This window comes from Glaciihabitans tibetensis, assembly GCF_003003265.1.
GTDB lineage: Bacteria > Actinomycetota > Actinomycetes > Actinomycetales > Microbacteriaceae > Glaciihabitans > Glaciihabitans tibetensis.
Window position 1 is genome coordinate 519,875 of sequence record NZ_PVTL01000001.1, and the last position, 25,773, is coordinate 545,647.

Genomic DNA, 25,773 nt, shown 5'->3' on the forward strand with positions numbered 1-25,773 from the left:
TAGGCTGGGCGAGTGAGCACTGTGCTGGTCTTGAACGGACCCAACCTCGGACGACTCGGCAGTCGCGAGCCCGACGTCTATGGAAGCCAGGACATGGCGGCGCTGAAAGCGCTGCTCGAGGCAGAGGCGCCCGCAGGCATCACGATCGACCTGCGCCAGACCAATGACGAGTCTGAACTTATCTCGTGGTTGTACGAGGCGGTAGACACTGCGAGCCCCGTCATCCTGAATCCGGCGGCGTTTACGCATTATTCGTACGCGTTGCGGGATGCCGCGGCGCTTGTCACGAAGGGTGGCGGCATCCTGGTTGAGGTGCACATCTCCAACCCACACGCCCGCGAGGAGTTCCGCCACACGAGTGTGATCTCGGGTGTCGCGACCGGCGTCATCGCCGGTTTCGGATTCGACTCGTACGTGCTGGCGCTCAGCTCCATTGGGCGACTCGCCTCCTAGGCAAGTACACTCGACGGTGCCCGTTTAACCGCGGGCGGCGCGAGACGCCTCTTCTTTCCCTCCACGAAACGGATACACACCGGCATGGCCTCCACCAGCGATATCAAGAACGGCGTCGTTCTCAACATGGACGGCCAGCTTTGGACCGTCATCGACTTCCAGCATGTGAAGCCGGGCAAGGGCGGTGCGTTCGTGCGCACCAAGGTCAAGAACGTCATGAGCGGCAAGGTCGTGGACCGCACCTTCAACGCCGGCGCGAAGATCGAAACCGAGGTTGTGGACCGCAGCGAGTTCCAGTATCTCTACAAAGACCTCGACAGCTACGTGTTTATGAACGTGGCCGACTACGACCAGATCACCCTCACCGAGGCGCAGGTTGGCGACGCCGCCAACTTCATGCTCGAGAACCAGAACGTCACCCTCGCCCTGCACAACGGCGACCCGCTCTACGTCGAGCTTCCCGCCTCCGTCGTGCTGGAGATCACCTACACGGAGCCCGGCCTCCAGGGTGACCGCTCGACCGGGGGCACCAAGCCCGCCACCGTCGAGACCGGCTACCAGATCCAGGTTCCGTTGTTCCTCGAGCAGGGCACCCGCGTCAAGGTCGACACCCGCGACGGCAGCTACCTCGGCCGCGTCAACTAGTGGGCGCTCGGAGTAAAGCGCGTAAACGCGCCCTCGACGTTCTCTACGGCGCCGACGTGCGCGGCGAGTCCATCAACGCTTCGTTGTTGGCGGAGGAGAACCGGCAGCTCGCCGACCCGCTGCGTGCGAGCTCCTGGCAGTACGCAAAGGAGATCGTCGAGGGGGTTGCTGCCCACGGCGACGAGATCGACGAACTCATCGAGACGTACTCGCAGGGCTGGACCATCGAGCGGATGCCCGCCGTCGACCGAGCCATCATCCGCATCGGAATCTGGGAGCTGCTCCACAACGACGCTGTTCCCGACGGTGTCGCGATCTCCGAGGCAGTCGAGTCCGCGACCGTCCTCAGCACGGAAGATTCCGCAGGGTTCGTCAACGGACTCCTGGGTCGGATCGCCCAAATCAACGCGTAACACCTCGTCGCCGCGGACCCCGGTCGGCAGCACACCAGCGAGCGTAGCGAAGATGACTCTTCGTTACGCTCGCATTTCCCTTGGGGCCGGGACGCACCTAGTTTCCTAGTGTGTCCATCAGTCGAACCAGCACAGGCGTCACCGCCCCCGCGCTGCCCGTGAGCCTCACGGGCGTTGGGCGGAGCTTCCCCGGGCAGCGCCCTTCGGAAGCGCACCGGGCGGTACTGAAGGACATCACGCTCGACATCGCCGCCGGTGAGATTGTCGCCCTGCTTGGTCCGTCGGGGTGCGGCAAGTCCACGCTCCTGCGCCAGATCAGCGGACTCGACACCCCCGACGTCGGCACAATTCGAATCGGCGGAACCGCTCTCGCTGGCATCGACCAGCGCTGTGCGGTGGGTTTCCAGGAGCCCAGGTTGCTGCCCTGGCGCACGATCGAACGCAATGTCGAACTCGGACTTCCCCGGCAGACCCAGCGCAGCGCCGGCCGTGCGCGGGTCGCCGAACTGCTCACCCTGGTTCAGCTGGCCGACGCCGCCTCACTTCGACCGCGGCAGGTCTCCGGCGGCATGGCGCAGCGTGCGTCTCTCGCCCGCGCACTGGCGCGGGGCCCAGGAGTCCTGGTGCTCGACGAGCCGTTCGGCGCGCTCGACGCGCTGACACGCCTGACGATGCAGGACCTCCTCCTCGAGATCCACGCGGTGGAGCCGGCGACGATCATCCTCGTCACCCACGACGTCGACGAGGCCCTCTACCTTTCCGACCGGATTGTGCTGCTGGGCGAAGACCCGAACGCGCCGGTGGGTGGCGGAGCCGACATCCGCTCCATCGTCTCGGTTCCCGGCTCCCGGCCTCGTGATCGGGGAGACGCCGCCCTCGCCGCACTTCGCGCCAGGCTCCTCGAGGGGCTCGGGGTGTCCGTGCATCGCTCCGACTCCGACCCGACCCCGTCCGACCCCACCCCGTCCGACCCGACCCCGTCTGACTTCACCCCGACCGACTTCACCCAACCCGAGATCACCCCACAGCAGAGGTAACCATGACCAATACAACACGAACCCCGCGTCTCGGCCGTCGCCGGTCCGCCCCCGTTTTTCTTGCCCTGGCCACCACCGTCGCGCTGGCGCTTACCGGCTGTGTCGCCGGCGAGGGGTCCGCACTCGTCTCGGACGATGAAGAGACCGAGGCCGGGTGGAGCTCAGACGTTCTCAACATCGACTTTGCGACGTACAACCCGCTCAGCCTGATTATCAAGGATCAGGGCTGGCTCGAGGATGAGCTCGGCGGCGACGTCACGGTGAACTGGATTCAGTCTGCGGGGTCTAACAAAGCAAACGAGGCACTCCGCGCTGGCGCGGTCGATGTCGGATCCACCGCGGGATCCGCAGCGCTGCTCGCGGCGTCCAATGGCTTGCTGATTAAGACCATTGACATCTACTCGCAGCCAAATTGGGCGGCGATCCTCGTCCCTGCGGGTTCGGACATCACGGAGGTGAGCCAGCTCGCCGGCCGATCGGTGGCCGCCACCAAGGGCACGGACCCCTACTTCTTCCTGTTGCAGTCCCTGGCCGAAGCGGGGGTCGCGGCGGGCGACGTCGACGTGCAGAACCTGCAGCACGCCGACGGCAAAGCTGCCCTCGAAAGCGGAGCGGTCGACGCGTGGTCGGGACTTGACCCGCTGCTTTCCACCAGCGTCGCCACGGCCGGTTCGACCATCATCTACGACAACATCGACTTCAACAGCTACGGTTTTTTGAACGCGACCGAGGAGTTTCTCGCGGCCTCACCCGACCTGGCTCAATTGGTGGTGAACGCGTATGAGAAGGCTCGTGCGTTTGCCATCGAAGACCCGGAGGCGACCGCCGCGATCCTCGCTGAGGTTGCGGGCATCGATCCTGCAATCGCCACCGCGGTGGTCACGGAACGCACCAACTTCGACATTGACCCCGTGCCCGGTGATGCCCAGCACGACGTGCTCGAGGTGATCGGGCCGATCTTTGTTGAGTCCGGTGACGTAGCCTCTCAGGACGCTATCGACAAAGCGCTCGACTCGCTGTTCGAACCGAGCTACGCGGAGCAGGCCGACCCGTCGGCCCTCGGCTGACCATGAGTGAGCCGCGCGGAACTCAGGTAGGCGATCGTCCCAACTCGGCCGCCGCCCGCCGGAGGAACGCGCCCGGCACCCGGGCCACAACAGACACGAAGGGTGTGCCCGGCAGTGCGGGTGCGCTGGGAAATGCAGACGCGTCCAACACTGCAGTCCCGTCCAGCACTGCGGACGCGTCCAGCGCTGCAGTCGCGTCCAGCGCTGCGGACGCGTCCAATGCGAAGGGCGCACCCAGCCGCGGGGGCCCTGCCGGACGCGGGAGAGGGACAGCGGCAACCCTGTTCCAGTTCTCCAGCAGCTTCGGATTCTCCGCCGCGGGCTCCGCCTTGGGCCAGGCGCGTCGCGGCTCACGTCGGGGCTGGAAGACGACGATCCTGACGATTCTCGGCGGCCTCCTGCTGCCGGGGCTCATCCTGCTCATCTGGCAGTTGATCGCTTCCTCCGGGCTGGTGCCCTCGTATCGGCTTCCGTCGCCGTCGTCGGTCTTTCTCGCTGGTACTGACCTCGCTGCGCGCGGTGAGCTGGGCCTCCACGTCGCCATCTCCACGCAGCGGGTGTTGCTCGGATTTCTGTTCGGCTCGATCGTCGGTCTCGTCGTCGCAGCGACGGTCGGGCTGTCGCGGATTGGCTCCGTCGTGCTCAGCCCCTCCTTGGGCGCGCTGCGGGCGGTTCCGTCGCTCGCGTGGTTGCCGCTGCTTGCCCTCTACCTCGGCTACAGCGAAGACCAGAAGGTTCTGCTGATCGCCATCGGCGCGTTCTTCCCCGTTTACACCACGGTGTCTGCGGCGCTCCGCCACGTTGATGAGCATCTGGTCGAAGCCGGACGCGCCTACGGCTACCGCGGCACCGCGCTGCTGCGAGTCGTGCAATTGCCCGCCGTTGTGCCGAGCGTTGTCTCCGCGTTGCGTCTCGCGCTCGCGCAGTCCTGGCTCTTTCTGGTGGCGGGGGAGCTCCTCGGCTCCTCCCTCGGTCTCGGATTCCTGCTCAACGACTCGCAGAACAACGGGCGCATCGACCGGCTGTTCCTCGCCATCGTCCTCCTGGCTGTCCTCGGCAAGATCACCGATGGCCTCGTCGGAGTGCTCGAGCGCTATCTCCTGAAGCGATGGTCCTGACCCCCTGAACCTTCCGTCTGGAAACTCAGGAGTCGCGGTCACGCTCTTGGAAGATCAGGAGTATCGGTCGCGCATCTGGAAACTCAGGAGTTCCGGTCGCGAAACTCAGGAGTTCGAGTCTCGGGTCTGGCAATTCAGGAGATCCGGCAGTGCCTCGCTGCCGCACCCGCGCCAGCGCTGACCGCCCCGATTCGGCGCGTGTCTCAGTTCCTGAATTGTCAGCGTCAGAGTCAGTGTCAGCGTAGGGGTGGGGCAGCGGAGGGGAGAGGCGGTGCTGCACCTCCGCCGGTGTGGGTTCGAGTCCGGTCCGGACTGGACTGCCGCGTCGATCCAGCCGGTCCGGACTGGACTGCCGCGTCGATCGAGCCGTTCAAGAGTTGGAATCGCGCGTCGGGCTCATCGAGAGTTGTGTTCGTACTTCTGACAATTCAGGAGTTGCGGTCGTGACGCGTGCCCGCACCCGCGCCAGCGCTGACCGCCCCGGATCCGCGCGTGGCTCATCTCCTGAATTGTCGCGGTCGCGGGTGTGGCAATCCAGGAGTTTGAGTCTCCGGTCTGGCAATTCAGGAGATCTGGCAGTGCCTCGCTGCCGCACCCGCGCCAGCGCTGACCGCCCCGATTCGGCTTGTGTCTCAGTTCCTGAATTGCCAGACGCCAGGCCAACCGCCGGTGCCGGAGGACGCGAGCAGCAGTACCGGAGGACGCGCGGACTAGTGCCGGAGGACGCGAGCAGTAGGGCTGGAGGTCCTGACCTGAGCAAGCTCGGGCGGAGCCGATGCTAAGGTGGGGCTATTAGACATCCTTTAAGTTCCGTCCAGAGAGACGGGGAAGGAGGTCATCGTGACTGCACGCACTGTGTTGCAGCCCGCTGACATCTCGCGAGCGTTGACCCGGATTTCCCACGAGATCCTTGAGTCCAATCGCGGTGGTTCAGACCTTGTGATCCTGGGTATCCCCACCCGCGGCATTGAGCTGGCGCGCCGTATCGGGGCGATCCTCGACGAGATCGAACCGGGCTCCGGCTCCGTGGGGTTTCTCGACGTGACGATGTACCGTGACGACCTCGCGGGCCAGCCGACCCGTGCGCCATCTCCCACCCAGATCCCGTCCGGCGGCGTCAACGGCAAAACCGTCGTCCTCGTTGACGACGTGCTCTATTCCGGACGCACCATCCGCGCGGCGCTCGACGCGCTCGGCGACTATGGGCGCCCCCGCGCCGTCCGCCTCGCCGTGCTGGTCGACCGCGGGCACCGGCAGCTGCCGATCCGGGCGGACTTCGTGGGCAAGAACCTTCCCACCTCGTCCGAAGAGCGGATTCGCGTTCGCCTCAGAGACACTGACGGAGTCGAAGAGGTGACGATCGAATCATGAGGCACTTGCTGTCAACCCGCGACCTCGACAGGGCGACCGCCGTGGGCATCCTGGATGTTGCAGAGGACATGGCGGATGTCGCTCACCGCGAGATCAAGAAGCTGCCGACCCTCCGCGGCAAAACCGTCATCAACCTGTTCTTCGAAGATTCGACCCGCACCCGCACCTCGTTTGAGCTCGCCGCCAAGCGCCTGAGCGCGGACCTGATCACCTTCAGCGCCAAGGGGTCGAGCGTGTCCAAGGGTGAAAGCCTGAAAGACACAGCCCAGACCCTCGCGGCGATGGGCGCGGACGCCGTGGTCATTCGCCACTCCGCGTCCGGCGCTGCGCAGACCCTCGCCCGCAGCGGCTGGATCGACGCGGCCGTGCTCAACGCGGGCGACGGAACACACGAACACCCCACGCAGGCGCTCCTCGATGCCTTCACAATGCGCCGCCGCCTTCACGGCTCTGCCTCGCGCGGCAAGGACCTCGACGGACTCCGGGTGACCATCGTGGGCGACATCCTGCACAGCCGGGTCGCGCGCTCGAACGTCTGGCTGCTCCAGGCGCTGGGGGCGACAGTCAATCTGATCGCGCCCGCGACCCTGCTGCCCGTGGATACCAGCGGCTGGCCGGCGACGATCGGCTTCGACCTGGACACCGCCATCGACGACGATCCCGACGTCATCATGATGCTGCGCATCCAGTCCGAGCGCATGAACGCGGCGTTCTTCCCGAACGCGCGCGAATACTCCCGGCAGTGGGGCCTCGACGATGAGCGACTCGCCCGCCTGCGTCCCGATACCATGGTTATGCACCCCGGCCCCATGAACCGCGGCCTGGAAATCTCGGCCAACGCGGCCGACTCCGCGCGGTCGACCGTGCTCGAACAGGTGGCGAACGGGGTCTCGATAAGGATGGCCGTGCTCTACCTCTTGCTCTCCGGCTCGGTGAAGCCATGACGACCCTGCGAGGAACTCAGATGAGTGAAACTAACCCGACACTGCTCGTCGTTGGCGCGGTACTGCCGAACGGCAGTCGCACGGACATCCTGGTCGAGGGTGGTCGCATTCTTCGAACGGGCACCGGCCTTACCGCAGCGGGTGCGACCGTCATCGACGCGGACGGTTTGACCGCGCTGCCCGGCCTCGTCGACCTGCACACCCACCTGCGCGAGCCAGGTTTCGAGCAGAGCGAGACCGTCCTGACGGGATCCCGCGCCGCAGCGCTGGGCGGCTTCACCGCCGTGCACGCAATGGCAAACACGTCTCCCGTCGCCGACACCGCCGGAGTTGTCGAGCAGGTAGCTTCGCTCGGAGTGCGCCATGGCTATGCGACCGTGCGCCCGATCGGCGCGGTGACCGTCGGCCTTGAGGGGCAACGTCTCAGCGAGATCGGTGCGATGGCCCAGTCACGTGCGAAGGTCAGCGTGTTCTCCGACGACGGAAAGTGCGTGCATGACGCCCTGCTCATGCGTCGCGCGCTGGAGTACGTCAAGACCTTCGACGGGGTGATCGCCCAGCACGCCCAGGAGCCCCGACTCACCGAGGGTGCCCAGATGAACGAGGGCGCCCTCTCCGGCGAGCTCGGCCTCGCGGGGTGGCCAGCGGTGGCGGAGGAGTCCATCATCGCCCGCGACGTGCTGCTCGCCGAGCATGTCGGAGCCCGCCTGCACATCTGCCATGTCTCTACGGCCGGCTCGGTCGATGTGATCCGCTGGGCCAAGGCACGGGGCATCCAGGTGACCGCCGAGGCAACCCCGCACCACCTGCTTCTCACCGAGGACCTCGTTCGCAGCTACGACTCGCGCTACAAGGTGAATCCGCCGCTCCGCCGGTCCGAGGACGTGCTGGCGCTTCGCGAGGGTCTCGCGGACGGCACGATCGACATCGTCGCGACCGACCACGCACCGCACCCGGTCGAAGCGAAGGAATGCGCCTGGGCCGAGGCCGCCTTCGGGATGGTCGGGCTTGAATCAGCGCTCAGCGTCGTGCAGGCGGCGGTGGTCGACAGCGGTCAGCTGGGATGGGCGGATGTCGCGCGCGTACTGTCAGCAGCACCCGCAGCCATCGGCCGCCTCAGTGGGTACGCCGCCCCGTTCGCTGAGGGAACGATTGCGAACTTCACCCTGTACGACCCCGCGGTGCGCCGGTCGTTCGGCCTCGAGCACCTCGCCGGCAAGGGAGTGAACACCCCCTACCTCGACCTCGAGCTGCCCGGTCGCGTGGTCGCCACTATTCATGATGGTTACGCCACCGTTCTCGACGGCGCACTGGTCGACAGCTCGGTCGTCGCTGCCAGCGCGGTCGCTGCCAGCGCGCTGGTCGCTACTAGGGCGGCGGTGGCTCGTGGATAGGCCGCTGCTGATGGGCTTCGTGGTGGTGTTGCTCCTGCTCCTGCTGGCTCTGATGCTCTTCGGTTGGCGCGCACGCAAGCGCCGTCAGGCCGGACTCGGGCAACCTGCGCCGGTTCCGGAAGACCTCGGCGCAATTCGGGGCACGTTCGACGGACTGTACGTTGCGACCACACTGGCCGGGGATCCGCTCAACCGCGTCGCGGTTCGGGGCCTCGGGTTTCGCGCGCGAGCCCGACTGACAGTCGCGGAGACGGGCGTCGTGCTGGCGCTGCGCGGGGAGCCCGAGGTCTTCATTCCCGCCGCTGCCCTCCGCGAAGTGACCAGGGCAACCTGGACCATTGACCGCGTGGTCGAACCGGGCGGGCTGGTGCTCGTGGGCTGGACCCTCGGGGCCGCCGACGCGCTCCCGCATGCCGACGCTGGCGCCGCGGCCGATGCGCAGACGACCGTCGACAGTTATTTCCGCCTCGAGGCAGCCAACGAGCTGATCGAAGCCCTCAACCTCATTTTCACCGCACCGACTGGAAGGACGGCCTAGTGGCCCTCGACCCCGCAGTTCTCGTTCTCGAAGATGGCACCCGCTACACCGGCCGGGCCTACGGCGCCCGCGGGCGCACCATTGGCGAAGCCGTCTTCGCCACCGGCATGACCGGATACCAGGAGACGCTCACCGACCCGAGCTACGCCGGCCAGATCGTCGTCATGACGGCGCCCCACATCGGCAACACGGGGGTGAACAGTGAAGACCCGGAGTCCGCGCGAATCTGGGTGGCCGGATTCGTCGTGCGCGATCCCTCCCGCGTTGTGTCCAACTTCCGCGCGAACGGCTCCCTCGACGACAACCTCGTCAAGGAGTCGGTGGTGGGAATCAGCGGGATCGACACCCGCGCACTGACCCGCCGCCTGCGGGACGCCGGCGTGATGCGCGCCGGCGTATTCTCCGGCGAAGACGCGAGGCTGCCCGCCGAAGAGCAGCTTGCTGTCGTGCGGTCGGCGGCATCGATGACCGGCCAGAACCTGTCCGGAACCGTGTCGACAACGGTCGCGTACATGCTCCCGGCCGAGGGGGAGCGTATCGGCTCCGTCGCTGTGCTCGATCTCGGAGTCAAGACCTCAACGCTGCGATACCTTTCGGCTCGCGGCTTCGACGTACACGTGCTCCCGCAGGCGGTCACCTTCGCCGAGATCCAGGCTCTCCAGCCGAGCGCCGTGTTCTACTCCAACGGCCCCGGAGACCCCGGCGCCAGCGACGCACACGTCGAGCTGCTCCAGGCGGTACTCAAAGACGGCCTGCCGTTCTTCGGCATTTGCTTCGGTAACCAGCTCCTCGGCCGTGCTCTCGGCTACGGCACCTACAAACTCCCCTTCGGTCACCGCGGCATCAACCAGCCGGTAGTGGACGTGGTCACCGGACGCACCGAGATCACCAGCCACAACCACGGTTTCGCCGTCGATGCCCCCATCGGAGAGATCTCGACCTCGCCGGCCGGGTTCGGTCGCGTCGAGGTCAGTCACGTCAACCTCAACGACAACGTCGTCGAGGGACTCAACGCCCTCGACATTCCGGCCTTCTCCGTGCAGTACCACCCGGAGGCAGCCGCCGGCCCCCACGACAGCAACTACCTGTTCGACCGGTTCCGCGACATGGTTCTTGCCAACCCGCGCGAATCAGGAACGACCACCGGAACGGAAAGCAAGTAATGCCGAAGCGCGAAGATATCAAGTCCGTCCTGGTCATCGGCAGCGGTCCGATCGTGATCGGACAGGCCGCAGAGTTCGACTATTCGGGAACCCAGGCCTGCCGAGTTCTCCGCGAGGAGGGCGTTCGGGTCATTCTCGTCAACTCCAACCCGGCGACCATTATGACGGACCCCGATTTCGCCGACGCCACCTACATCGAGCCGATCACCTGGCAGGTTATCGAGTCGATCATCATCAAGGAGAAGCCCGACGCGATCCTCCCCACCCTCGGCGGCCAGACCGCGCTCAACGCCGCGATTGACCTGCACAAGCACGGAATCCTCGAGAAGTACGACGTCGAGCTCATCGGCGCGAACTTCGAGGCGATCAATAAGGGTGAGGACCGGCAGATCTTCAAACAGCTGGTGTTGGATGCTGGCGCCGGTGTCGCACGCAGCCACATAGCCCACACCGTGGAGGAAGCAACGGCTTTCGCGGAAGACCTCGGTTACCCGCTCGTGGTGCGCCCCTCCTTCACAATGGGCGGCCTCGGGTCCGGCTTCGCCTACACACCCGACGAGCTCATCCGAATCGTCACAGACGGCCTGCACCAGAGCCCCACCACCGAGGTGCTCCTCGAGGAGTCCATTCTCGGCTGGAAGGAATACGAGCTCGAGCTGATGCGCGACACCGCCGACAACACGGTCGTCGTCTGTTCGATCGAGAACGTCGACCCCGTCGGGGTGCACACCGGGGACTCGATCACGGTTGCTCCTGCCCTGACCCTCACCGACCGTGAGTACCAGAACCTGCGCAACATCGGCATCGACATCATCCGCGCCGTGGGCGTCGACACCGGCGGCTGCAACATCCAGTTCGCGATCGACCCCGCCGACGGCCGCATCATCGTGATCGAGATGAACCCGCGCGTGTCCCGTTCGTCCGCGCTCGCCTCCAAGGCGACGGGGTTCCCGATCGCGAAGATCGCGGCAAAGCTCGCCATCGGTTACCGCCTCGACGAGATCCCCAACGACATCACCAAGGTGACCCCCGCATCGTTCGAACCCACGCTCGACTACGTCGTCGTCAAGGTTCCGCGCTTTGCGTTCGAGAAGTTCCCGTCGGCCGACGCCACCCTGACGACCACCATGAAGTCGGTCGGCGAGGCCATGGCCATCGGTCGCAACTACTCCACCGCCCTGCAGAAGGCGCTGCGCTCGCTCGAGAAGCGGGGAAGCAGTTTCCACTGGAACGGCGAGATCGGTGACAAGGCCGAACTGCTCGCCATCGCCCAGGTCCCCACCGACGGCCGTATCGTCACGGTGCAGCAGGCCCTGCGCGCCGGGGCGACCACCGCCGAGGTGTTCGAGTCGACCAAGATCGATCCCTGGTTCATCGACCAGATCGTGCTGATCAACGAGGTGGCCGAGGAAATCGCCGGGGCTCCCGCTCTCGACGAGCTCACCCTGCGCCTCGCCAAAGACCACGGCTTCAGCGACATCCAGATTGCCGACCTACGGGGAAGCACCGAGGCCGAGGTGCGCAGCACACGCTGGAGCGCCGGAGTGCGCCCGGTATTCAAGACGGTCGACACCTGCGCGGGGGAGTTCCCCGCCCTGACCCCGTACCACTACTCGAGCTACGACCTCGAGACCGAGGTGATCCCGAGCGATCGCCGCAAGGTGATCATCCTCGGCTCGGGCCCCAACCGCATCGGTCAGGGCATCGAGTTCGACTACAGCTGCGTGCATGCTTCGTTCGCCCTCGCCGACGCCGGGTACGAGACGATCATGATCAACTGCAACCCCGAAACCGTTTCCACCGACTACGACACGAGCGACCGCCTGTACTTTGAGCCGCTCACCCTCGAGGACGTGCTCGAGATCATCCACGCAGAGAGTGCGAGCGGCGAGTTGGTGGGCGTTGTGGTGCAGCTCGGCGGCCAGACCGCGCTCGGGCTGGCCCAGGCCCTGAAGAACGCCGGGGTGCCGATCCTCGGTACCTCACCCGAGGCGATCGACCTCGCCGAGGAGCGTGGACTGTTCTCCAAGATCCTCGCCGACGCCGGTCTGCTCGCCCCCAAAAACGGCACCGCCACCAACGTGGGCGAAGCCGTCACGATCGCCGAAGACATCGGGTACCCGGTACTGGTGCGTCCCTCGCACGTGCTCGGCGGCCGCGGCATGGAGATCGTCTACGACACCGAATCGATGCTCGACTACTTCGACCGGGTGAAGGACCAGGCGATCATCGCTCCGGGCTCACCGCTGCTGGTCGACCGCTTCCTCGACGACGCGATCGAAATCGACGTCGACGCTCTCTTCGACGGCACCGAACTGTACGTCGGCGGCATCATGGAGCACATCGAAGAGGCCGGCGTGCACTCCGGCGACTCGGCGTGCACCCTGCCTCCCGTCACCCTCGGCCGCGACGTGATCAACCGCGTGCGCGAGGCCACCCTCGGCATCGCGAAGGGCATCGGCGTGCAGGGCCTGCTGAACGTGCAGTTCGCCATCGGCCAGGGCGTGCTGTACGTGCTCGAGGCCAACCCCCGCGCCTCGAGAACGGTACCGTTCGTCTCCAAGGCGCTCGGCATCCCGCTGGCGAAGGCCGCCTCGCTGATCATGGTCGGCAAGTCGATCCGCGAGCTCGTCGAATCCGGTCTCCTGCCGGTGCAGGACGGGTCGGTCGTACCGATCGACTCGCCCGTCGCGGTGAAGGAGGCCGTGCTGCCGTTCAAGCGGTTCCGCACGAAGGAAGGGCACATCGTCGACTCCGTGCTCGGCCCGGAGATGCGCTCCACCGGCGAGGTCATGGGCATCGACTCGAACTTCCCGCGCGCGTTTGCCAAGAGCCAGGAGGCCGCGTACGGCGGAGTGCCGTCAAGCGGCGCCGTGTTTGTCTCGGTTGCCGACCGGGACAAGCGTGCCGTGATCCTGCCGATCCTGCGCCTCCAGCAGCTGGGGTTCACCCTGCTGGCGACGGAGGGCACCGCGGAGATCCTCGGCCGCAATGGAATCGAAGCCCGGGTGGTGCGCAAGTACGACCTGGGGCAGGCATCGCATGAGGGCGAGCCGTCGATCGTGGACCTCATTAACGCAGGCGAGGTCGACGTGGTCATCAATACGCCGAGCGGTCGCAGCGCTCGTGCGGACGGCTACGAGATTCGTACGGCCACCGTCGCAGCAGATAAGCCGCTGTTCACGACCATCGCGCAATTGGCTGCGGCCGTGGCATCCATCGAGGCAACGGCTTCAGGGTTCGACGTCCGCAGCCTGCAGGATTACGCGCTCGACCGCGCCGCACGCCTGTGAGCGGCTCGTTCGGTGAACGCCTGAGCGCAGCGTTCGAGCGCGCTGGCCACCTCTGTGTGGGGATCGACCCGCACCCCTACCTGCTCGAGCGCTGGGGCCTTTCCGATTCGGCTGCGGGAGTGAGGGACTTCGGGCTGCGTGTGGTGGATGCCGCGTCCGCACGCGCCGGCATCGTCAAGCCACAGGTGGCGTTCTACGAGCGCCACGGCTCGGCTGGTTTCGCGGCCCTCGAGGACGTGCTCGCCGCAGCGCGCTCCGCGGGGCTGCTGGTGATCGCCGACGCCAAACGTGGGGATCTCGGCACCAGTGTCGAGGCCTACGGGCAGGCCTGGCTCACGCCGGGGAGCCCGCTCGAAGCGGATGCACTGACCGTGAGCGCCTTCCAGGGTGTCGGCTCGCTTGAAGCACCCGCCGCCCTGGCGATCGCCGGCGGAAAGGGGCTTTTTGTGCTGACCGCGACCTCCAACCCGGAGTCCGTGGGCATCCAGACCGCCGTAATTGCTCGCGGAGAACAAGCCGGTCGCAGCGTTTCCGCGAGTATCGTGGCAGAGGTGAATAGTTGGAATCGAAAGCCGCTCGGAGACATCGGTGTTGTGATCGGCGCAACGGTGGCTCTGGGTGACTACGGCCTTTCCGACTCCGACCTGGCGGCGACGCCCATTCTCGCTCCGGGATTCGGCCATCAGGGTGTCGGATTCGATGCCCTCCACACTGTCTACGGGAGCGCCGCGCACAACGTTGTGGTGAGCTCATCCCGCGCCATCCTTGATGCCGGCCCCGACGGAATCACGGATGTAATCCGGGCGCAGACCAGACAACTTGCTGAGGTGTTTTCCGCGTGAGTCCCCGTCCCACCCCGCCAGAAGTTGACCGCGTCGCAGCGTCGCGAGCGGCGATTGCCGCCCGACGTGCGCGCGCCGCCGTGAAGAACGCGGTTGCGACCCGCACCCGCACCGCCACCGACGTGGCCGAGACGGCCTGGACCGAGCCTGAATCACCCGAGGCGACCCTGCGGGTGCGCGAGTTGCTGACCAGTGTGCCCACGCTCGGGCCGACCCGCGCAGCCCGGGTGATGGCCCAGCTGGGCATCGCCGAATCCAAGCGGGTCGGTGGCCTGGGCGTACGTCAGCGCGGCAAGCTGCGCAGCTACCTGATGCGACGCGAAGGGGGAGTGGAGCCGCGCAGGCTCGTCGTTCTCGCCGGTCCCACCGCCGTCGGTAAGGGCACCGTCTCGGCGTACATTCGGGAGAACTACCCCGACATCCTGCTCAGCGTGTCTGCTACCACCCGAGCGCCGCGCCCGGGTGAGGTTGAGGGCGTTCATTACTATTTCGTCTCCGACGCCGAATTCGACCGGATGATTGCGGAGCAGGAGTTGCTGGAATGGGCCACGGTTCACAACTCCTACCGCTATGGCACGCCGCGACCGCCGATTGACTCCGCGTTGGCCGAGGGCAAGAGGGTATTGCTCGAGATCGACCTGCAGGGAGCGCGCCTCGTGCGCGAAGCGATGCCGGAGGCCGTGCTGGTGTTCCTGCTGCCGCCGACATGGGACGAGCTGGTGCGCCGGCTGATCGGCCGGGGCACAGAATCCGGGCCGGAACAGACCCGGAGGCTCGAGACCGCAAAGGTCGAGCTGGCGGCGCAGGACGAGTTCGATTACAAGGTTGTTAACCGCGAAGTCGCCCAAGCCGCCCAGGAAGTCGTAGACTTGACGTTGGTGCCTGCTGCCTCTCGCTGATAGGCACCCGATTTCTGTGCAGGCGCCGTGGTATTTTCAGGCACCGCGCCGCACCATCAGTACTTTTCGTAACGAACCAAGGAGTCCCCGTGGCTGACAAGCAGACCGGAATCATCGACCCGCCCATCGACGAGCTACTCTCGAAGGTCGATTCCAAGTACGCCCTGGTGATCTTTGCCTCCAAGCGTGCACGCCAGATCAACGACTACTACGCCGACCTCCACGAGGGAAGCTTGTTCGACAACGTCGGACCCCTCGTCGATTCGACCATCGACGACAAGCCGCTCTCCGTCGCACTGCGCGAGGTCAACGAGGACAAGCTCGTTCTGACCTCGTTGATCGAAGAGTAGTCAGGCACGTCCCTGCACTCTGGTGCTGGTGCTGACAACGGCGCCACCCCCGACTCCGGCGGAACGGATTCCGTGTCCCTGAACATCGTTGTCGGTGTGACCGGGGGAATCGCGGCCTACAAGGCCGTCGGTGTCGTACGGCTTCTGGTGCTGGCCGGGCACCGGGTGCAGGTCATCGCAACCGAGGCCGCCCTGCGCTTTGTGGGGAAGCCCACGTTCGAGGCGATCAGTCGTAATCCCGTGCACACCGACCTGTACGAGGGTGTCGCCGAGGTGCGCCACGTCGCCCTCGGGCAGGGCGCGGACCTCATCCTCGTCGCCCCGGCTACCGCAAACTCCATCGCCAAGCTGGCGGCAGGGCTTGCCGACGACCTGCTCGGCAACACAATCCTCGCGAGCACCGCACCTCTACTTCTGGCCCCGGCCATGCACACCGAGATGTGGCGTAACGCCGCAACCGTCGCCAATGTGGCGCTGCTTCGCCAGCGCGGGGTGCATTTCGTGGGCCCCGGCGTTGGTCAGCTGACCGGCAAGGACTCGGGCGAAGGCCGCATGTCCGAACCCGAAGAGATCGTCGCCGCGGCTGTGGCACTCGGTAATGACGAGGCAGCGCGTTCGAACGGCGACCTCGCGGGCCTGCGGGTGCTGGTCACGGCCGGAGGAACGCGAGAGCCGCTGGATCCCGTACGGTACATCGGCAACCGCTCCAGCGGCAAGCAGGGCGTCGCGTTGGCGACCGCTGCCACCGAACGCGGTGCCACCGTGCACCTGATCGCGGCCAACGTTGAGGTCGATCTCGCTCCTCTGCTTGGCCTGCCCCGCCTGACGGTCACGCGGGTGAGCTCGACCGCCGAGTTGGCCACCGCCGTCCACACGGCCGTGGTCGAGTCCGATGCCGTCATCATGGCAGCGGCCGTCGCCGACTACCGACCCGAGACGGTCGCTGAGGCGAAGATCAAGAAAGACTCCCAGGGCGACCGGCTCGAGCTGACGCTCGTGAAGAACCCCGACATCCTCGCCGACATCGCCGCGGCACGAGCCGAACGACACGCTGGCACCGAGCCGCAACCCGATCTCACGATCATCGGGTTCGCTGCCGAAACAGAAACCGACCGCGACCGCCTGCTCACGCTCGGGCGAGCCAAGGTTGTGCGCAAGGGAAGCGACTATCTGGTCCTCAACACCGTCGGGTGGAGCGCAGGGTTTGCAACGGACGTCAACACCGTAATTCTTCTCAGTAACGCCGGGGATATAGTTGGCGAGGCGTCCGGAGGTAAACGGGAGGTAGCAGATCGCATCCTTGATCTGTTGCGCCTCAAGCACGCGCCACAACCGTGAAATACCCGCTGGAGCCACAGAATGAGCAGTAGTCTGCGCCTGTTTACGTCCGAGTCCGTCACCGAAGGACACCCAGACAAGATCTGTGATCAGATCAGTGACAGCATCCTCGACGCCCTGCTTACCGAAGACCCGCACGCGCGGGTTGCGGTAGAAACTCTCGTCACGACCGGGCTGGTGCACGTCGCCGGTGAGGTAACTACCAGCGGGTACGTCGACATCCCCTCGATCGTCCGAAAGCGCATCTCCGACATCGGATACAACTCCTCCGACGTGTGGTTCGACGGTCGATCCTGCGGGGTCTCCGTCTCGATCGGCGGGCAATCTCCCGATATTGCCCAGGGAGTCGACAACGCCATCGAGAGCCGCGAAGAGTCGAGCGTCGACGCGGACGACCTCCAGGGCGCCGGTGACCAGGGAATCATGTTCGGCTACGCCTCCACCGAAACGCCAGAGTTTATGCCTGTGCCGATCTGGATCGCCCACCGGATGGCAGAACGCCTCGCCGAAGTGCGCAAGACCGGGCTGGTCGACTACCTCCGTCCCGACGGCAAGACCCAGGTCACTGTCGGATATGAAGGAACGCAGCCCCGCACGGTGGAGACCGTCGTTCTGTCCACGCAACACTCGCCACTCATTTCCACGGCAGACCTCCGCGTCGAGATGGAACGTCTGGTCATCCGCCCGGTGCTCGAGCGAATCGGGCTCACCTCCGCCGACGCCCGCATCCTGGTGAACCCCACGGGTATCTTCCACATCGGCGGTCCCCAGGGCGACGCGGGCCTCACGGGCCGCAAGATCATCGTGGACACGTACGGTGGCGCGGCACGGCATGGCGGCGGCGCCTTCAGCGGCAAGGACCCGTCGAAGGTGGACCGCTCCGCCGCGTACGCGATGCGCTGGGTTGCCAAGAACGCGGTGGCTGCCGGGCTTGCTGATCGCCTCGAGGTTCAGGTCGCGTATGCGATCGGTAAGGCTTCGCCGGTTGGTCTCTACGTGGAGAGCTTTGGCACCGGCCATGTCGACGACGAGACCATCACCCGCGTTATTCGTGAGGTGTTCGACCTGCGACCGGGCGCGATCATTCGCGACCTCGACCTGCTGCGGCCCATCTACGCGGCAACCGCGACCTACGGACACTTCGGTCGCGAGCTGCCGACGTTCACCTGGGAAAACCTCGACCGCGTGGACGCCCTCCGCGACGCAGCCAAGCTGTAGCCATGGCCTCGGCATCCATCGCGAGGGTGCTGGTCGATTCGCCGCTGCCGCAGCTCGACCGTCTCTTTGACTATCGAGTGCCGGAAGAGCTCCGCGAGCTCGCTGTGCCCGGCGTGCGCGTGCGGGTGCCGCTTCGCTCCGCCGGACGGGTTGCGGACGGCTTTCTGATCGAGCTGGTGGACAGCGGTGACTACACCGGTGTGCTCAGCGACCTCGAGTCCGTCGTCTCCCCGATTCAGGTGCTCACCCCAGAAACCTATGCGGTTGCGCGCCGCGCCGCAGACCGCGCCGCGGGCTCTGCCACGGACATCGTTCGCCTCGCCGTTCCCGGCAGGCAGGTGCGCGTGGAGAAAGCCTGGCTCACCGCGGGGGAGGCTCCTTCGCTGCCACCGGTGGTCGCCCAGAAGCTCGAGTTTTACCCGCTCGGAGTTCTCGAGAGCGCCGTGGTCGACGGACACCGTCTCGCCGTGGACGCTGTGCCGCTGGTAGCCGAACTCGCGGACAACGTGTGGGTCGGGCAGTGGGCGGTGACCATGGCCGCCGCCGCCGCGCTCTCGCTTGAGGCGGGCAAGTCGGCGATCCTCGCGGTGCCCGACTACCGGGACCAGGAACAGCTGATGGCGGCGCTGCACGCCGTCCTTCCACCGGACCGGGTCGTGCGGATGGACGCGCGGCAGTCGAACCCTGACCGCTACCGCGCCTTCCTGCGCTGCCTCGGGCCCACCCCGCTGGCGATCGTCGGAAACCGCTCGGTGGTCTACGCGCCAGCACCCAAGCTCGGCCTGATCGCGGTCTGGGACGATGGCGATCCGCTGCACGGCGAACCGCTGAGTCCTTACGTGCACACCCGGGATGCCGCGCTGGTTCGCCAGGAGCAGCAGAACTGTGCCCTGCTGTTTGTCGGGCACTCGCGCTCCACCGAGGTGGAGCGACTCGTCGAGCTGGGCTTTCTCACGTCGGTTTCGCCCGTGCCCGCGATACGCCCCCGGGTCATTCCCTCGGCGCAGCAGACATCCACCGACCGGCTCGCGGCGCAGGCCCGCATTCCCTCGATCGCCTGGCGTGAAGCGAAGGCCGCCCTCGAACATGGGCCGGTGCTGGTTCAGGTGGCGCGTCCCGGGTATGCGCCGCGATTGGCCTGTGTGGACTGCGGCCAGTCCGCGCGCTGCCTTGTCTGCGAAGGTCCGCTCGGGCAGAAGTCCGCACGGTCGACCCCCGCCTGTGGGTGGTGCGGAGCCCTTGCCGTCGACTGGAAATGCGACAACTGCGAGGGGGAGCGGCTTCGTTTCGTCGGCGCAACCGCTGGACGCACGGCGGAGGATCTGGGGCGCGCCTTCCCGGGAGTGCGGGTGATCATCGCGGACGGGGAACGCCCGATTCTCACGGTGGGTCCCGAGCCTGCCCTGATCATCGCCACGCGCGGCGCCGAACCCATCGCGGCCGGAGGCTACCGCGCGGTGCTGCTGCTCGATGGCGAGCGGATGGTCGCGCGGGAGAGCCTGCGCGTGGGGGAGGACTGCCTGCGCTGGTGGTCGAACGCGACCGCGCTGGCCGCCAGGGGCGCTCCCACCGTGCTGGTGGGCGTGGGCGGGGCGCTCGCCTCGGCGCTGGCCACCTGGCGGCAGGCGGCGTACGCGAGTGCAGAACTCGCCGATCGCAGACGGTTGCGGTTTCCGCCCGCCGTGCGCGTCGCGACCCTCACCGGCGCGCTCGACGCCGTGACGGGTGCTCTCGGCACGCTCGCGGTCGCACCAGAAGACATCCTCGGCCCCGTCGACACCGAGCCCGGATCGGTGCGCACGATTGTTCGCTTCGACTACGCCGCCGGACAGGCGGTCGCGGCGGCTCTACGCGCGGAGGTAATCCGAAACGCCACATCGCGGCGGCGCGCAGCGGCGGTCAAGGGCCCGCGCCCGCCGCTGCCGCCGTCACTGCGGGTGCGGTTCGACGACGTCGAACCGTTCGCGCAGTGAGCCGCGTACAACGACCCCGCGCGGACAGGGAAGAATGGACGGATGCCGTCCCTCTCCCTCGTTTTCGCCGGAAGCCCCGCTGCCGCCGTTCCGAGTCTTCGTCGCCTCGCAGCGAGCCAGCACACCGTACGCGCGGTGGTGACCCGTTCGGATTCTCCGCAGGGCCGACGGGCCGTCCTCACGCAGACGCCCGTCGCAGACGTCGCGGACGAACTCGGGCTCCCCACGATCAAAGCGAACCGGCTTGCCGGAGAGGCAACCGAGGCCATCGCCGCGCTCCAGCCCGACCTCGGCGTGATCGTCGCCTACGGCGGCCTCGTGCGCGAACCGCTGCTCAGCACGCCCCGCCTCGGGTGGATCAACCTGCACTTCTCCCTGCTCCCGCGCTGGCGGGGTGCCGCGCCCGTGCAGCGCGCCATCATCGCTGGGGATGACCTGACGGGGGCGACCGTCTTCCAGCTCGTTCCTGAGTTGGACGCCGGGGACGTGTTCGGCCAGCTGACGCAGCCGATCGGGCGGGTGGAAACGGCGGGACACCTGCTGGAGTCGCTGTCCGATTCCGGCGCAGAGCTGCTCCTGCGCGTGGTCGACGCGCTGGCCGACGGGTCCGCGCGAAGCGAGGCGCAGTCTGGCGACGTTACCCTCGCGCCGAAGCTCACGCTCGCAGATGGCCAGATCGACTGGGCCAAAGATGCCCACAGCATCGTGAACCTCATCCGCGGGGTGACCCCCGAGCCGGGAGCGTTCACCACCCTCGACGGCGTCCGGGTGAAGGTTCTCGACGCGACGCTCGCCAGGGATAGCGCCCCTCTCGCACCCGGCAACATCCACCTTGATTCAAAGGCAGTCCTCGTGGGGACCGCCACCGACCCAGTTCACCTCGTTGTTGTGCATCCCGCAGGCAAGAAGGCCATGGCGGCCACGGACTGGTGGCGCGGCAGACCCGCGGGAAGCGGAACGGTAGCAGTATGAGCGGCCCCCAGATCCAACCGGCACGGCGCATCGCGCTCGACGTGATCATGGCGGTGCGGGAACAGGACGCGTACGCGAACCTGCTGCTGCCCGTGCGTCTCGAGCGCGCGAAGCTGTCAGAGGCGGATGCCGGGTTCGCCACAGAATTGACCTATGGCACGCTGCGCCTGAGCGGCTACTACGACCGGGTCATCGAGCTTGCGGCAGGTCGGTCGGTCGACAAGATTGACCCCGCGATCCTCGATGTGCTGCGCCTTGCTGCCCACCAGTTGCTGTCGCTGCGCGTTGCGTCGCATGCGGCGGTCGACGAGGCCGTGTCGCTGGCGAAGACGGTCGGCTCCAATTCAGCCACCGGGTTCGTCAACGGTGTGCTCCGCACGATCACCCGCACGGAGCCCGCCGTCTGGCGCGAGCGTGTTCTCGGGTCGGCGAAGTCCGACGACGAACGCCTGTCGCTCGAGTTCTCCCACCCGCAATGGGTCATCCGCGCTTTCCGCCAGTCGCTCACCGCGGAGGGACGGGAGGACGAGCTGCTGGAGCTGCTCGCAGCCGACAACGTTCCTCCCCGGGTGAGCCTCGTCGCGCTGCCGGGCCAGTCGACGGTAAACGAACTGAACGCCTACCCGAGTGTGTTTTCGCCGGTCGGGGCGGCCCTCGACGGCGGAGACCCGGCGAAGCTCGACGCGGTGCGCCACGGAAGCGCGCGCGTGCAGGACGAGGGATCCCAGATCGCCGCACTGGCGCTCAGCCGGTCGCAGCCGGTTATCCCCGGCGAGAAATGGCTTGACCTCTGCGCCGGCCCCGGCGGCAAGGCGGCCCTCCTCGCCGCCGAAGCGCGCGTTTCCGGCGCCACGCTGATCGCCAATGAACTCGTGCCCGCGCGCGCCGAACTGGTACGCAAAGCCCTCGCCGTGTTCTCTCCCGCGCCCGAGGTGTGGGAGCAGGATGGCACCACCATCGGCGAATCCCACCCGGCGGAGTTCGACCGCATTCTGCTCGACGCGCCCTGCACGGGTCTTGGCGCGCTGCGCCGTCGTCCGGAGGCTCGGTGGCGCAAGAAGCCGAAGGACGTCGCGGACCTCGCCGACCTGCAACTGCGGTTGCTCGAGTCGGCTATCGTCGCCCTGAAACCCGGCGGTGTTCTCGCCTACGTCACCTGCTCTCCGCACCTCGGCGAAACGAAAGTCATCGTGCAGAGCGCGATCCGCCGGTCGGGGGTCGTGGAGAAGCTCGACTCGCAGGAGATCATCGCGGGATTCACCCGCGAGCGGCTCGACCTTCCCGCCGCCCAGCACGCACAGCTCTGGCCGCACCGCCACGGCACCGACGCCATGTTCATCCAGCTCCTGCGAAAGGCCTCCCTGTGACCGTGCGAATCAACCCCAGCATCCTTGCCGCCGATTTCGCGAACTTCGAGGCCGAGCTCCAGCGGATTTCCACCGCCGACTACGTGCACGTCGACATCATGGACAACCACTTCGTGCCCAACCTCACCTTCGGCCTGCCGATGGTCGAGCGGTTGCAGCAGGTGAGCCCGCGTCCGCTTGACGTGCACCTGATGATCGAGGATCCCGACCGCTGGGCGCCGGGTTACGCGGAGGTGGGCGCCTTCTCGGTCACCTTCCACGCCGAGGCCGCGCATGACGCTGTGGCCCTCGCGCGCCGCCTGCGCGACATCGGGGCGAGGGCGGGAATCGCGCTAAAGCCAGGCACCGACATCGCGCCCTACCTCGAGCTGCTGCCGGAGTTCGACCAGGTGCTGGTCATGACGGTGGAGCCGGGCTTTGGCGGGCAGTCCTTTATGGAGTCGACGATGCCCAAACTCGTGTCGCTGCGCGAGGAGGCCACCCGCTCCGGCCTGGACGTCTGGCTGCAGGTCGACGGGGGGATCACCGAATCCACCATCGCGATCGCGGCGGGCGCTGGCGCGGACACCTTTGTCGCGGGCTCGAGCGTGTACCAATCCGACTCCCCGGCCGCGCAGATCGCCGCGCTGCGGGCTGCTGCGGGCGCCCACGCGCACTGACCCTCGCGGGACGCCAGAATTGCGCCGCGCGCGTAGTTCGTGTTCACGCGGCAAACTCGCGGCCCCCGGCATCCCTCATCTGCTTGGATGGGTACATGACTGAATCATCCAGGACAAAGCCAGAAATCGAATTCTACGAGGGCCCCGAGCCCACAGACCTCGTGATCATTGACATCGAGGAGGGCACCGGTGCGGCAGCAACCGCCGGCGCTACCGTTGACGTGCATTACCTCGGCGTTGACTTCGAGTCCGGCGAGGAGTTCGACTCCAGCTGGAGCCGTGGGCAGTCCATCAACTTCCCGCTCGCGAGCCTGATCAAGGGCTGGCAGGAGGGGATCCCCGGCATGAAGGTTGGCGGACGCCGCCAGCTGATCGCACCGCCGCATCTCGCCTATGGTCCCGCCGGCGGGGGACACCGTCTCTCCGGGCGCACCCTGATCTTCGTGATCGACCTGCTCGGCGTCAGCTGACACCACCCATCACGCACCTCCGACAGGGGCCGCAGCGCTGAGGCGTTCGGCCCCTGTTCTGCGCCGCCCTCCCACGAGCGTCTGTGCCTCCCCTACAAGCGCCTGTGCCAGCGGCACGAGCGTCTGCGCCAGCGGCACGGGCGATTGTGCCCCGACGCCATCGATGTTAGGCATAGGCCATGGGAAGAATCACCGTGCGACGCCGCGTCACCCGCATCACCGTCGGCGAGCAGTCGTCCCGCCGCGAAGATGTGCTCGCCGTGGAGGAACCGCTCGAAATCAGGGTCGGCGGGCGGGCGCTGGCGATCACCATGCGCACCCCCGGCCACGACTTCGACCTTGCCGCCGGCTTTCTGGTCTCCGAAGGTGTGATCTGGCACGGGCAGCAGTTCGGCGCAGCCCGCTACTGTGCCGGGGCGACCGTCGAGGGCGAGAACACCTACAACGTGCTCGACATCGCGATGGCGCCGGGCGTCGCCGCGCCGGATCCGAGCCTCGAGCGCAACTTCTATACCACGAGCTCCTGCGGCCTCTGCGGCAAGGCGAGCATCGACGCGGTGCGTACCCTGTCGAAATATGCGGTGGCGGATGATCCGTTGCAGGTGACTGGCAGCCTCCTCGCCTCGTTCCCCACCATCCTCCGCGCTCACCAGGACGTCTTCGAAAAGACCGGGGGACTCCACGCCGCCGCCCTGTTCGACGGCAGTACCGGCCGGATGCTGGTGCTCAGGGAAGACGTCGGTCGGCACAACGCCGTCGACAAGGTCATCGGTTGGGCGCTGAAAGAGGATCTCCTTCCGCTCCGCGGCACCGTGTTGATGGTGTCGGGCCGCGCGAGCTTCGAACTTACCCAGAAGGCGTCGATGGCCGGCATCCCCCTGCTCGCCGCGGTCTCGGCCCCGTCCTCGCTCGCCGTCGAGCTGGCGTCGGAAATCGGCCTCACGGTGGTGGGCTTCCTCAGGGGAGCATCGATGGTCGTGTACTCGGCCGACCACCGGGTCACCGACGATTCGCTCAGCGCCGCACCGGCCGGGGTTCATGCTCCGGCGGCGTCGGCCTGATCCGCACCAGACCGGTAGCCTTGATCTTATGAAGACTTTCGACGACCTTTTTGCCGAGCTGAGCGAAAAGGCCGTAACCCGCCCCGCCGGATCGGGCACCGTCGCCGAGCTCGACGCCGGCGTGCACGCCATCGGCAAGAAAATTGTCGAAGAAGCCGCCGAGGTATGGATGGCGGCGGAGTACCAGTCCGACGTCGAAACGGCCGAAGAGATATCGCAGCTGATTTATCACCTGCAGGTCATGATGGTCGCCAAGGGGCTCAGCCCCGCCGACATCTACCGACATCTGTAGGTCCCGCCGCCGCTTCCTTCCCCTCGATCTACGAAAAGACACCGTCCCATGCTGAGAATTGCCGTGCCCAACAAGGGTTCGTTGAGTGAAACCGCCGCCGAGATGCTGTCGGAAGCGGGGTACAGCGGCCGACGCGACCCACGCGCCCTGAACATCGCGGACCCGCGCAACGGGGTGGAGTTCTTCTACCTCCGCCCCCGGGACATCGCGACCTACGTGGGCTCCGGAGCGCTCGACGTCGGTATCACTGGCCGGGATCTGCTTCTGGATTCCGGATCGACCGCCTCCGAGATCGCCAGCCTGGACTTCGGCGGCTCCACCTTCCGCTTCGCGGGCACAACCGGCACGTTCTCCGAGTTGTCCGACCTCGAAGGCAAGCGCGTGGCCACCAGCTACCCGGGGCTCGTGGGCAACTTCCTCGCGGAGCACAGCGTCAACGTCACCCTGGTGAAGCTGGATGGCGCCGTGGAGTCCGCAGTAAAGCTGGGCGTGGCAGACGCGGTCGCCGACGTGGTGTCGACCGGCTCGACCCTTCGCGCACAGGGGCTGGAGATCTTCGGACCGGTGATCCTCGAGTCGAGCGCCGTTCTGATCAGCGCCCGCAGCGACCTGCCGGGAATCGGCACGCTGCAGCGCCGTCTGCACGGCGTGCTCGTGGCCCGGCAGTATGTGCTGATGGACTACGACGTTCCTGTCGCGCTGCTCGAGGCCGCCACGGCCATCACGCCCGGTCTCGAATCGCCGACGATCTCGCCGCTCCAGGACACCGACTGGGTTGCCGTGCGCGCCATGGTTCGTCGCACGGAAACCAACCAGGTCATGGACCAGTTGTATGACCTTGGAGCGCGCGCTATTCTCGTCAGTTCCATCCACGCCGCGCGAATCTGAGATGGCGG

General features: G+C 66.8%; 25 protein-coding genes. All 25 read left to right on the forward strand.

Annotation, left to right across the window (positions count from 1 at the left end; all coding sequences use genetic code 11):
* Positions 1–12 precede the first annotated feature (12 nt).
* The 25 genes from B0I08_RS02480 to hisG all read left to right on the forward strand — a co-directional run bounded on the left by B0I08_RS02480 (position 13) and on the right by hisG (position 25,765).
* On the forward strand, positions 13–453 hold the full coding sequence (locus B0I08_RS02480) for a type II 3-dehydroquinate dehydratase (protein ID WP_106209456.1): 441 nt from the start codon (positions 13–15) through the stop codon (positions 451–453).
* 84 nt (positions 454–537) lie between these two features.
* Positions 538–1,098, forward strand: a complete 561-nt coding sequence (efp, locus tag B0I08_RS02485; RefSeq protein ID WP_106209458.1) for an elongation factor P — start codon at positions 538–540, stop codon at positions 1,096–1,098.
* Positions 1,098–1,511 (forward strand): transcription antitermination factor NusB, encoded by a 414-nt coding sequence (gene nusB, locus B0I08_RS02490; RefSeq protein ID WP_106209460.1) that lies wholly within the window; start codon positions 1,098–1,100, stop codon positions 1,509–1,511. The genes efp and nusB overlap by 1 nt, the downstream gene beginning before the upstream one ends.
* 110 nt (positions 1,512–1,621) lie before the next feature.
* Positions 1,622–2,548 carry an ABC transporter ATP-binding protein gene (locus tag B0I08_RS02495; protein WP_181243140.1) on the forward strand — a complete coding sequence of 309 codons (927 nt, stop codon included), beginning with the start codon at positions 1,622–1,624 and terminating at the stop codon, positions 2,546–2,548.
* Between the two features lie 2 nt (positions 2,549–2,550).
* Positions 2,551–3,615 carry an aliphatic sulfonate ABC transporter substrate-binding protein gene (locus tag B0I08_RS02500; protein ID WP_106209462.1) on the forward strand — a complete coding sequence of 355 codons (1,065 nt, stop codon included), beginning with the start codon at positions 2,551–2,553 and terminating at the stop codon, positions 3,613–3,615.
* Positions 3,616–3,896: 281 nt separating this feature from the next.
* Positions 3,897–4,733 (forward strand): ABC transporter permease, encoded by an 837-nt coding sequence (locus B0I08_RS02505; RefSeq protein ID WP_425432983.1) that lies wholly within the window; start codon positions 3,897–3,899, stop codon positions 4,731–4,733.
* Between the two features lie 840 nt (positions 4,734–5,573).
* Complete coding sequence (gene pyrR / locus B0I08_RS02510; protein ID WP_106209465.1) at positions 5,574–6,104, forward strand: bifunctional pyr operon transcriptional regulator/uracil phosphoribosyltransferase PyrR; 531 nt, start codon at positions 5,574–5,576, stop codon at positions 6,102–6,104.
* Complete coding sequence (locus tag B0I08_RS02515; protein ID WP_106209467.1) at positions 6,101–7,048, forward strand: aspartate carbamoyltransferase catalytic subunit; 948 nt, start codon at positions 6,101–6,103, stop codon at positions 7,046–7,048. Before pyrR ends, B0I08_RS02515 begins: the two co-directional genes overlap by 4 nt.
* Positions 7,049–7,068: 20 nt before the next feature.
* The gene (locus B0I08_RS02520; protein WP_106209469.1) at positions 7,069–8,442 is read left to right on the forward strand and encodes a dihydroorotase; all 1,374 of its coding nucleotides are present in this window, start codon (positions 7,069–7,071) and stop codon (positions 8,440–8,442) included.
* Entirely contained in the window at positions 8,435–8,980 is a 546-nt protein-coding gene (locus B0I08_RS02525; RefSeq protein ID WP_146134297.1) for a PH-like domain-containing protein, read from the forward strand. The genes B0I08_RS02520 and B0I08_RS02525 overlap by 8 nt, the downstream gene beginning before the upstream one ends.
* Positions 8,980–10,143: a glutamine-hydrolyzing carbamoyl-phosphate synthase small subunit gene (carA, locus tag B0I08_RS02530; protein WP_106209473.1), complete on the forward strand. Its 1,164-nt coding sequence runs from the start codon at positions 8,980–8,982 to the stop codon at positions 10,141–10,143. The genes B0I08_RS02525 and carA overlap by 1 nt, the downstream gene beginning before the upstream one ends.
* Positions 10,143–13,436, forward strand: a complete 3,294-nt coding sequence (gene carB / locus B0I08_RS02535) for a carbamoyl-phosphate synthase large subunit (RefSeq protein WP_106209475.1) — start codon at positions 10,143–10,145, stop codon at positions 13,434–13,436. The genes carA and carB overlap by 1 nt, the downstream gene beginning before the upstream one ends.
* Positions 13,433–14,278 (forward strand): orotidine-5'-phosphate decarboxylase, encoded by an 846-nt coding sequence (gene pyrF / locus B0I08_RS02540; RefSeq protein ID WP_106209477.1) that lies wholly within the window; start codon positions 13,433–13,435, stop codon positions 14,276–14,278. Before carB ends, pyrF begins: the two co-directional genes overlap by 4 nt.
* Positions 14,275–15,177, forward strand: a complete 903-nt coding sequence (gene gmk / locus B0I08_RS02545; protein WP_106209479.1) for a guanylate kinase — start codon at positions 14,275–14,277, stop codon at positions 15,175–15,177. Before pyrF ends, gmk begins: the two co-directional genes overlap by 4 nt.
* 89 nt (positions 15,178–15,266) lie before the next feature.
* The gene (gene rpoZ / locus B0I08_RS02550) at positions 15,267–15,527 is read left to right on the forward strand and encodes a DNA-directed RNA polymerase subunit omega (RefSeq protein WP_106209480.1); all 261 of its coding nucleotides are present in this window, start codon (positions 15,267–15,269) and stop codon (positions 15,525–15,527) included.
* A gap of 78 nt (positions 15,528–15,605) precedes the next feature.
* The gene (gene coaBC, locus B0I08_RS02555; RefSeq protein ID WP_106209994.1) at positions 15,606–16,865 is read left to right on the forward strand and encodes a bifunctional phosphopantothenoylcysteine decarboxylase/phosphopantothenate--cysteine ligase CoaBC; all 1,260 of its coding nucleotides are present in this window, start codon (positions 15,606–15,608) and stop codon (positions 16,863–16,865) included.
* Between the two features lie 21 nt (positions 16,866–16,886).
* Positions 16,887–18,083: a methionine adenosyltransferase gene (gene metK / locus B0I08_RS02560; protein ID WP_106209481.1), complete on the forward strand. Its 1,197-nt coding sequence runs from the start codon at positions 16,887–16,889 to the stop codon at positions 18,081–18,083.
* A 2-nt stretch (positions 18,084–18,085) separates the two neighbouring features.
* Positions 18,086–20,056: a primosomal protein N' family DNA-binding protein gene (locus B0I08_RS02565; protein ID WP_106209483.1), complete on the forward strand. Its 1,971-nt coding sequence runs from the start codon at positions 18,086–18,088 to the stop codon at positions 20,054–20,056.
* 42 nt (positions 20,057–20,098) lie between these two features.
* Positions 20,099–21,028: a methionyl-tRNA formyltransferase gene (gene fmt, locus B0I08_RS02570; protein WP_106209485.1), complete on the forward strand. Its 930-nt coding sequence runs from the start codon at positions 20,099–20,101 to the stop codon at positions 21,026–21,028.
* The gene (locus B0I08_RS02575) at positions 21,025–22,395 is read left to right on the forward strand and encodes an RsmB/NOP family class I SAM-dependent RNA methyltransferase (RefSeq protein WP_106209487.1); all 1,371 of its coding nucleotides are present in this window, start codon (positions 21,025–21,027) and stop codon (positions 22,393–22,395) included. Before fmt ends, B0I08_RS02575 begins: the two co-directional genes overlap by 4 nt.
* Positions 22,392–23,054, forward strand: a complete 663-nt coding sequence (gene rpe / locus B0I08_RS02580; protein WP_106209489.1) for a ribulose-phosphate 3-epimerase — start codon at positions 22,392–22,394, stop codon at positions 23,052–23,054. Before B0I08_RS02575 ends, rpe begins: the two co-directional genes overlap by 4 nt.
* A gap of 95 nt (positions 23,055–23,149) precedes the next feature.
* A complete protein-coding gene (locus B0I08_RS02585; protein WP_106209491.1) occupies positions 23,150–23,524 on the forward strand; it encodes an FKBP-type peptidyl-prolyl cis-trans isomerase in 375 nt (124 codons plus the stop codon).
* A 179-nt stretch (positions 23,525–23,703) separates the two neighbouring features.
* A complete protein-coding gene (gene fdhD / locus B0I08_RS02590) occupies positions 23,704–24,585 on the forward strand; it encodes a formate dehydrogenase accessory sulfurtransferase FdhD (protein WP_106209493.1) in 882 nt (293 codons plus the stop codon).
* 28 nt (positions 24,586–24,613) lie between these two features.
* Positions 24,614–24,877, forward strand: coding sequence for a phosphoribosyl-ATP diphosphatase (locus B0I08_RS02595; protein ID WP_106209495.1), 264 nt, complete (start codon positions 24,614–24,616; stop codon positions 24,875–24,877).
* Positions 24,878–24,925: 48 nt separating this feature from the next.
* Positions 24,926–25,765, forward strand: a complete 840-nt coding sequence (gene hisG / locus B0I08_RS02600; protein WP_106209497.1) for an ATP phosphoribosyltransferase — start codon at positions 24,926–24,928, stop codon at positions 25,763–25,765.
* The last annotated feature ends 8 nt before the right edge of the window (positions 25,766–25,773 follow it).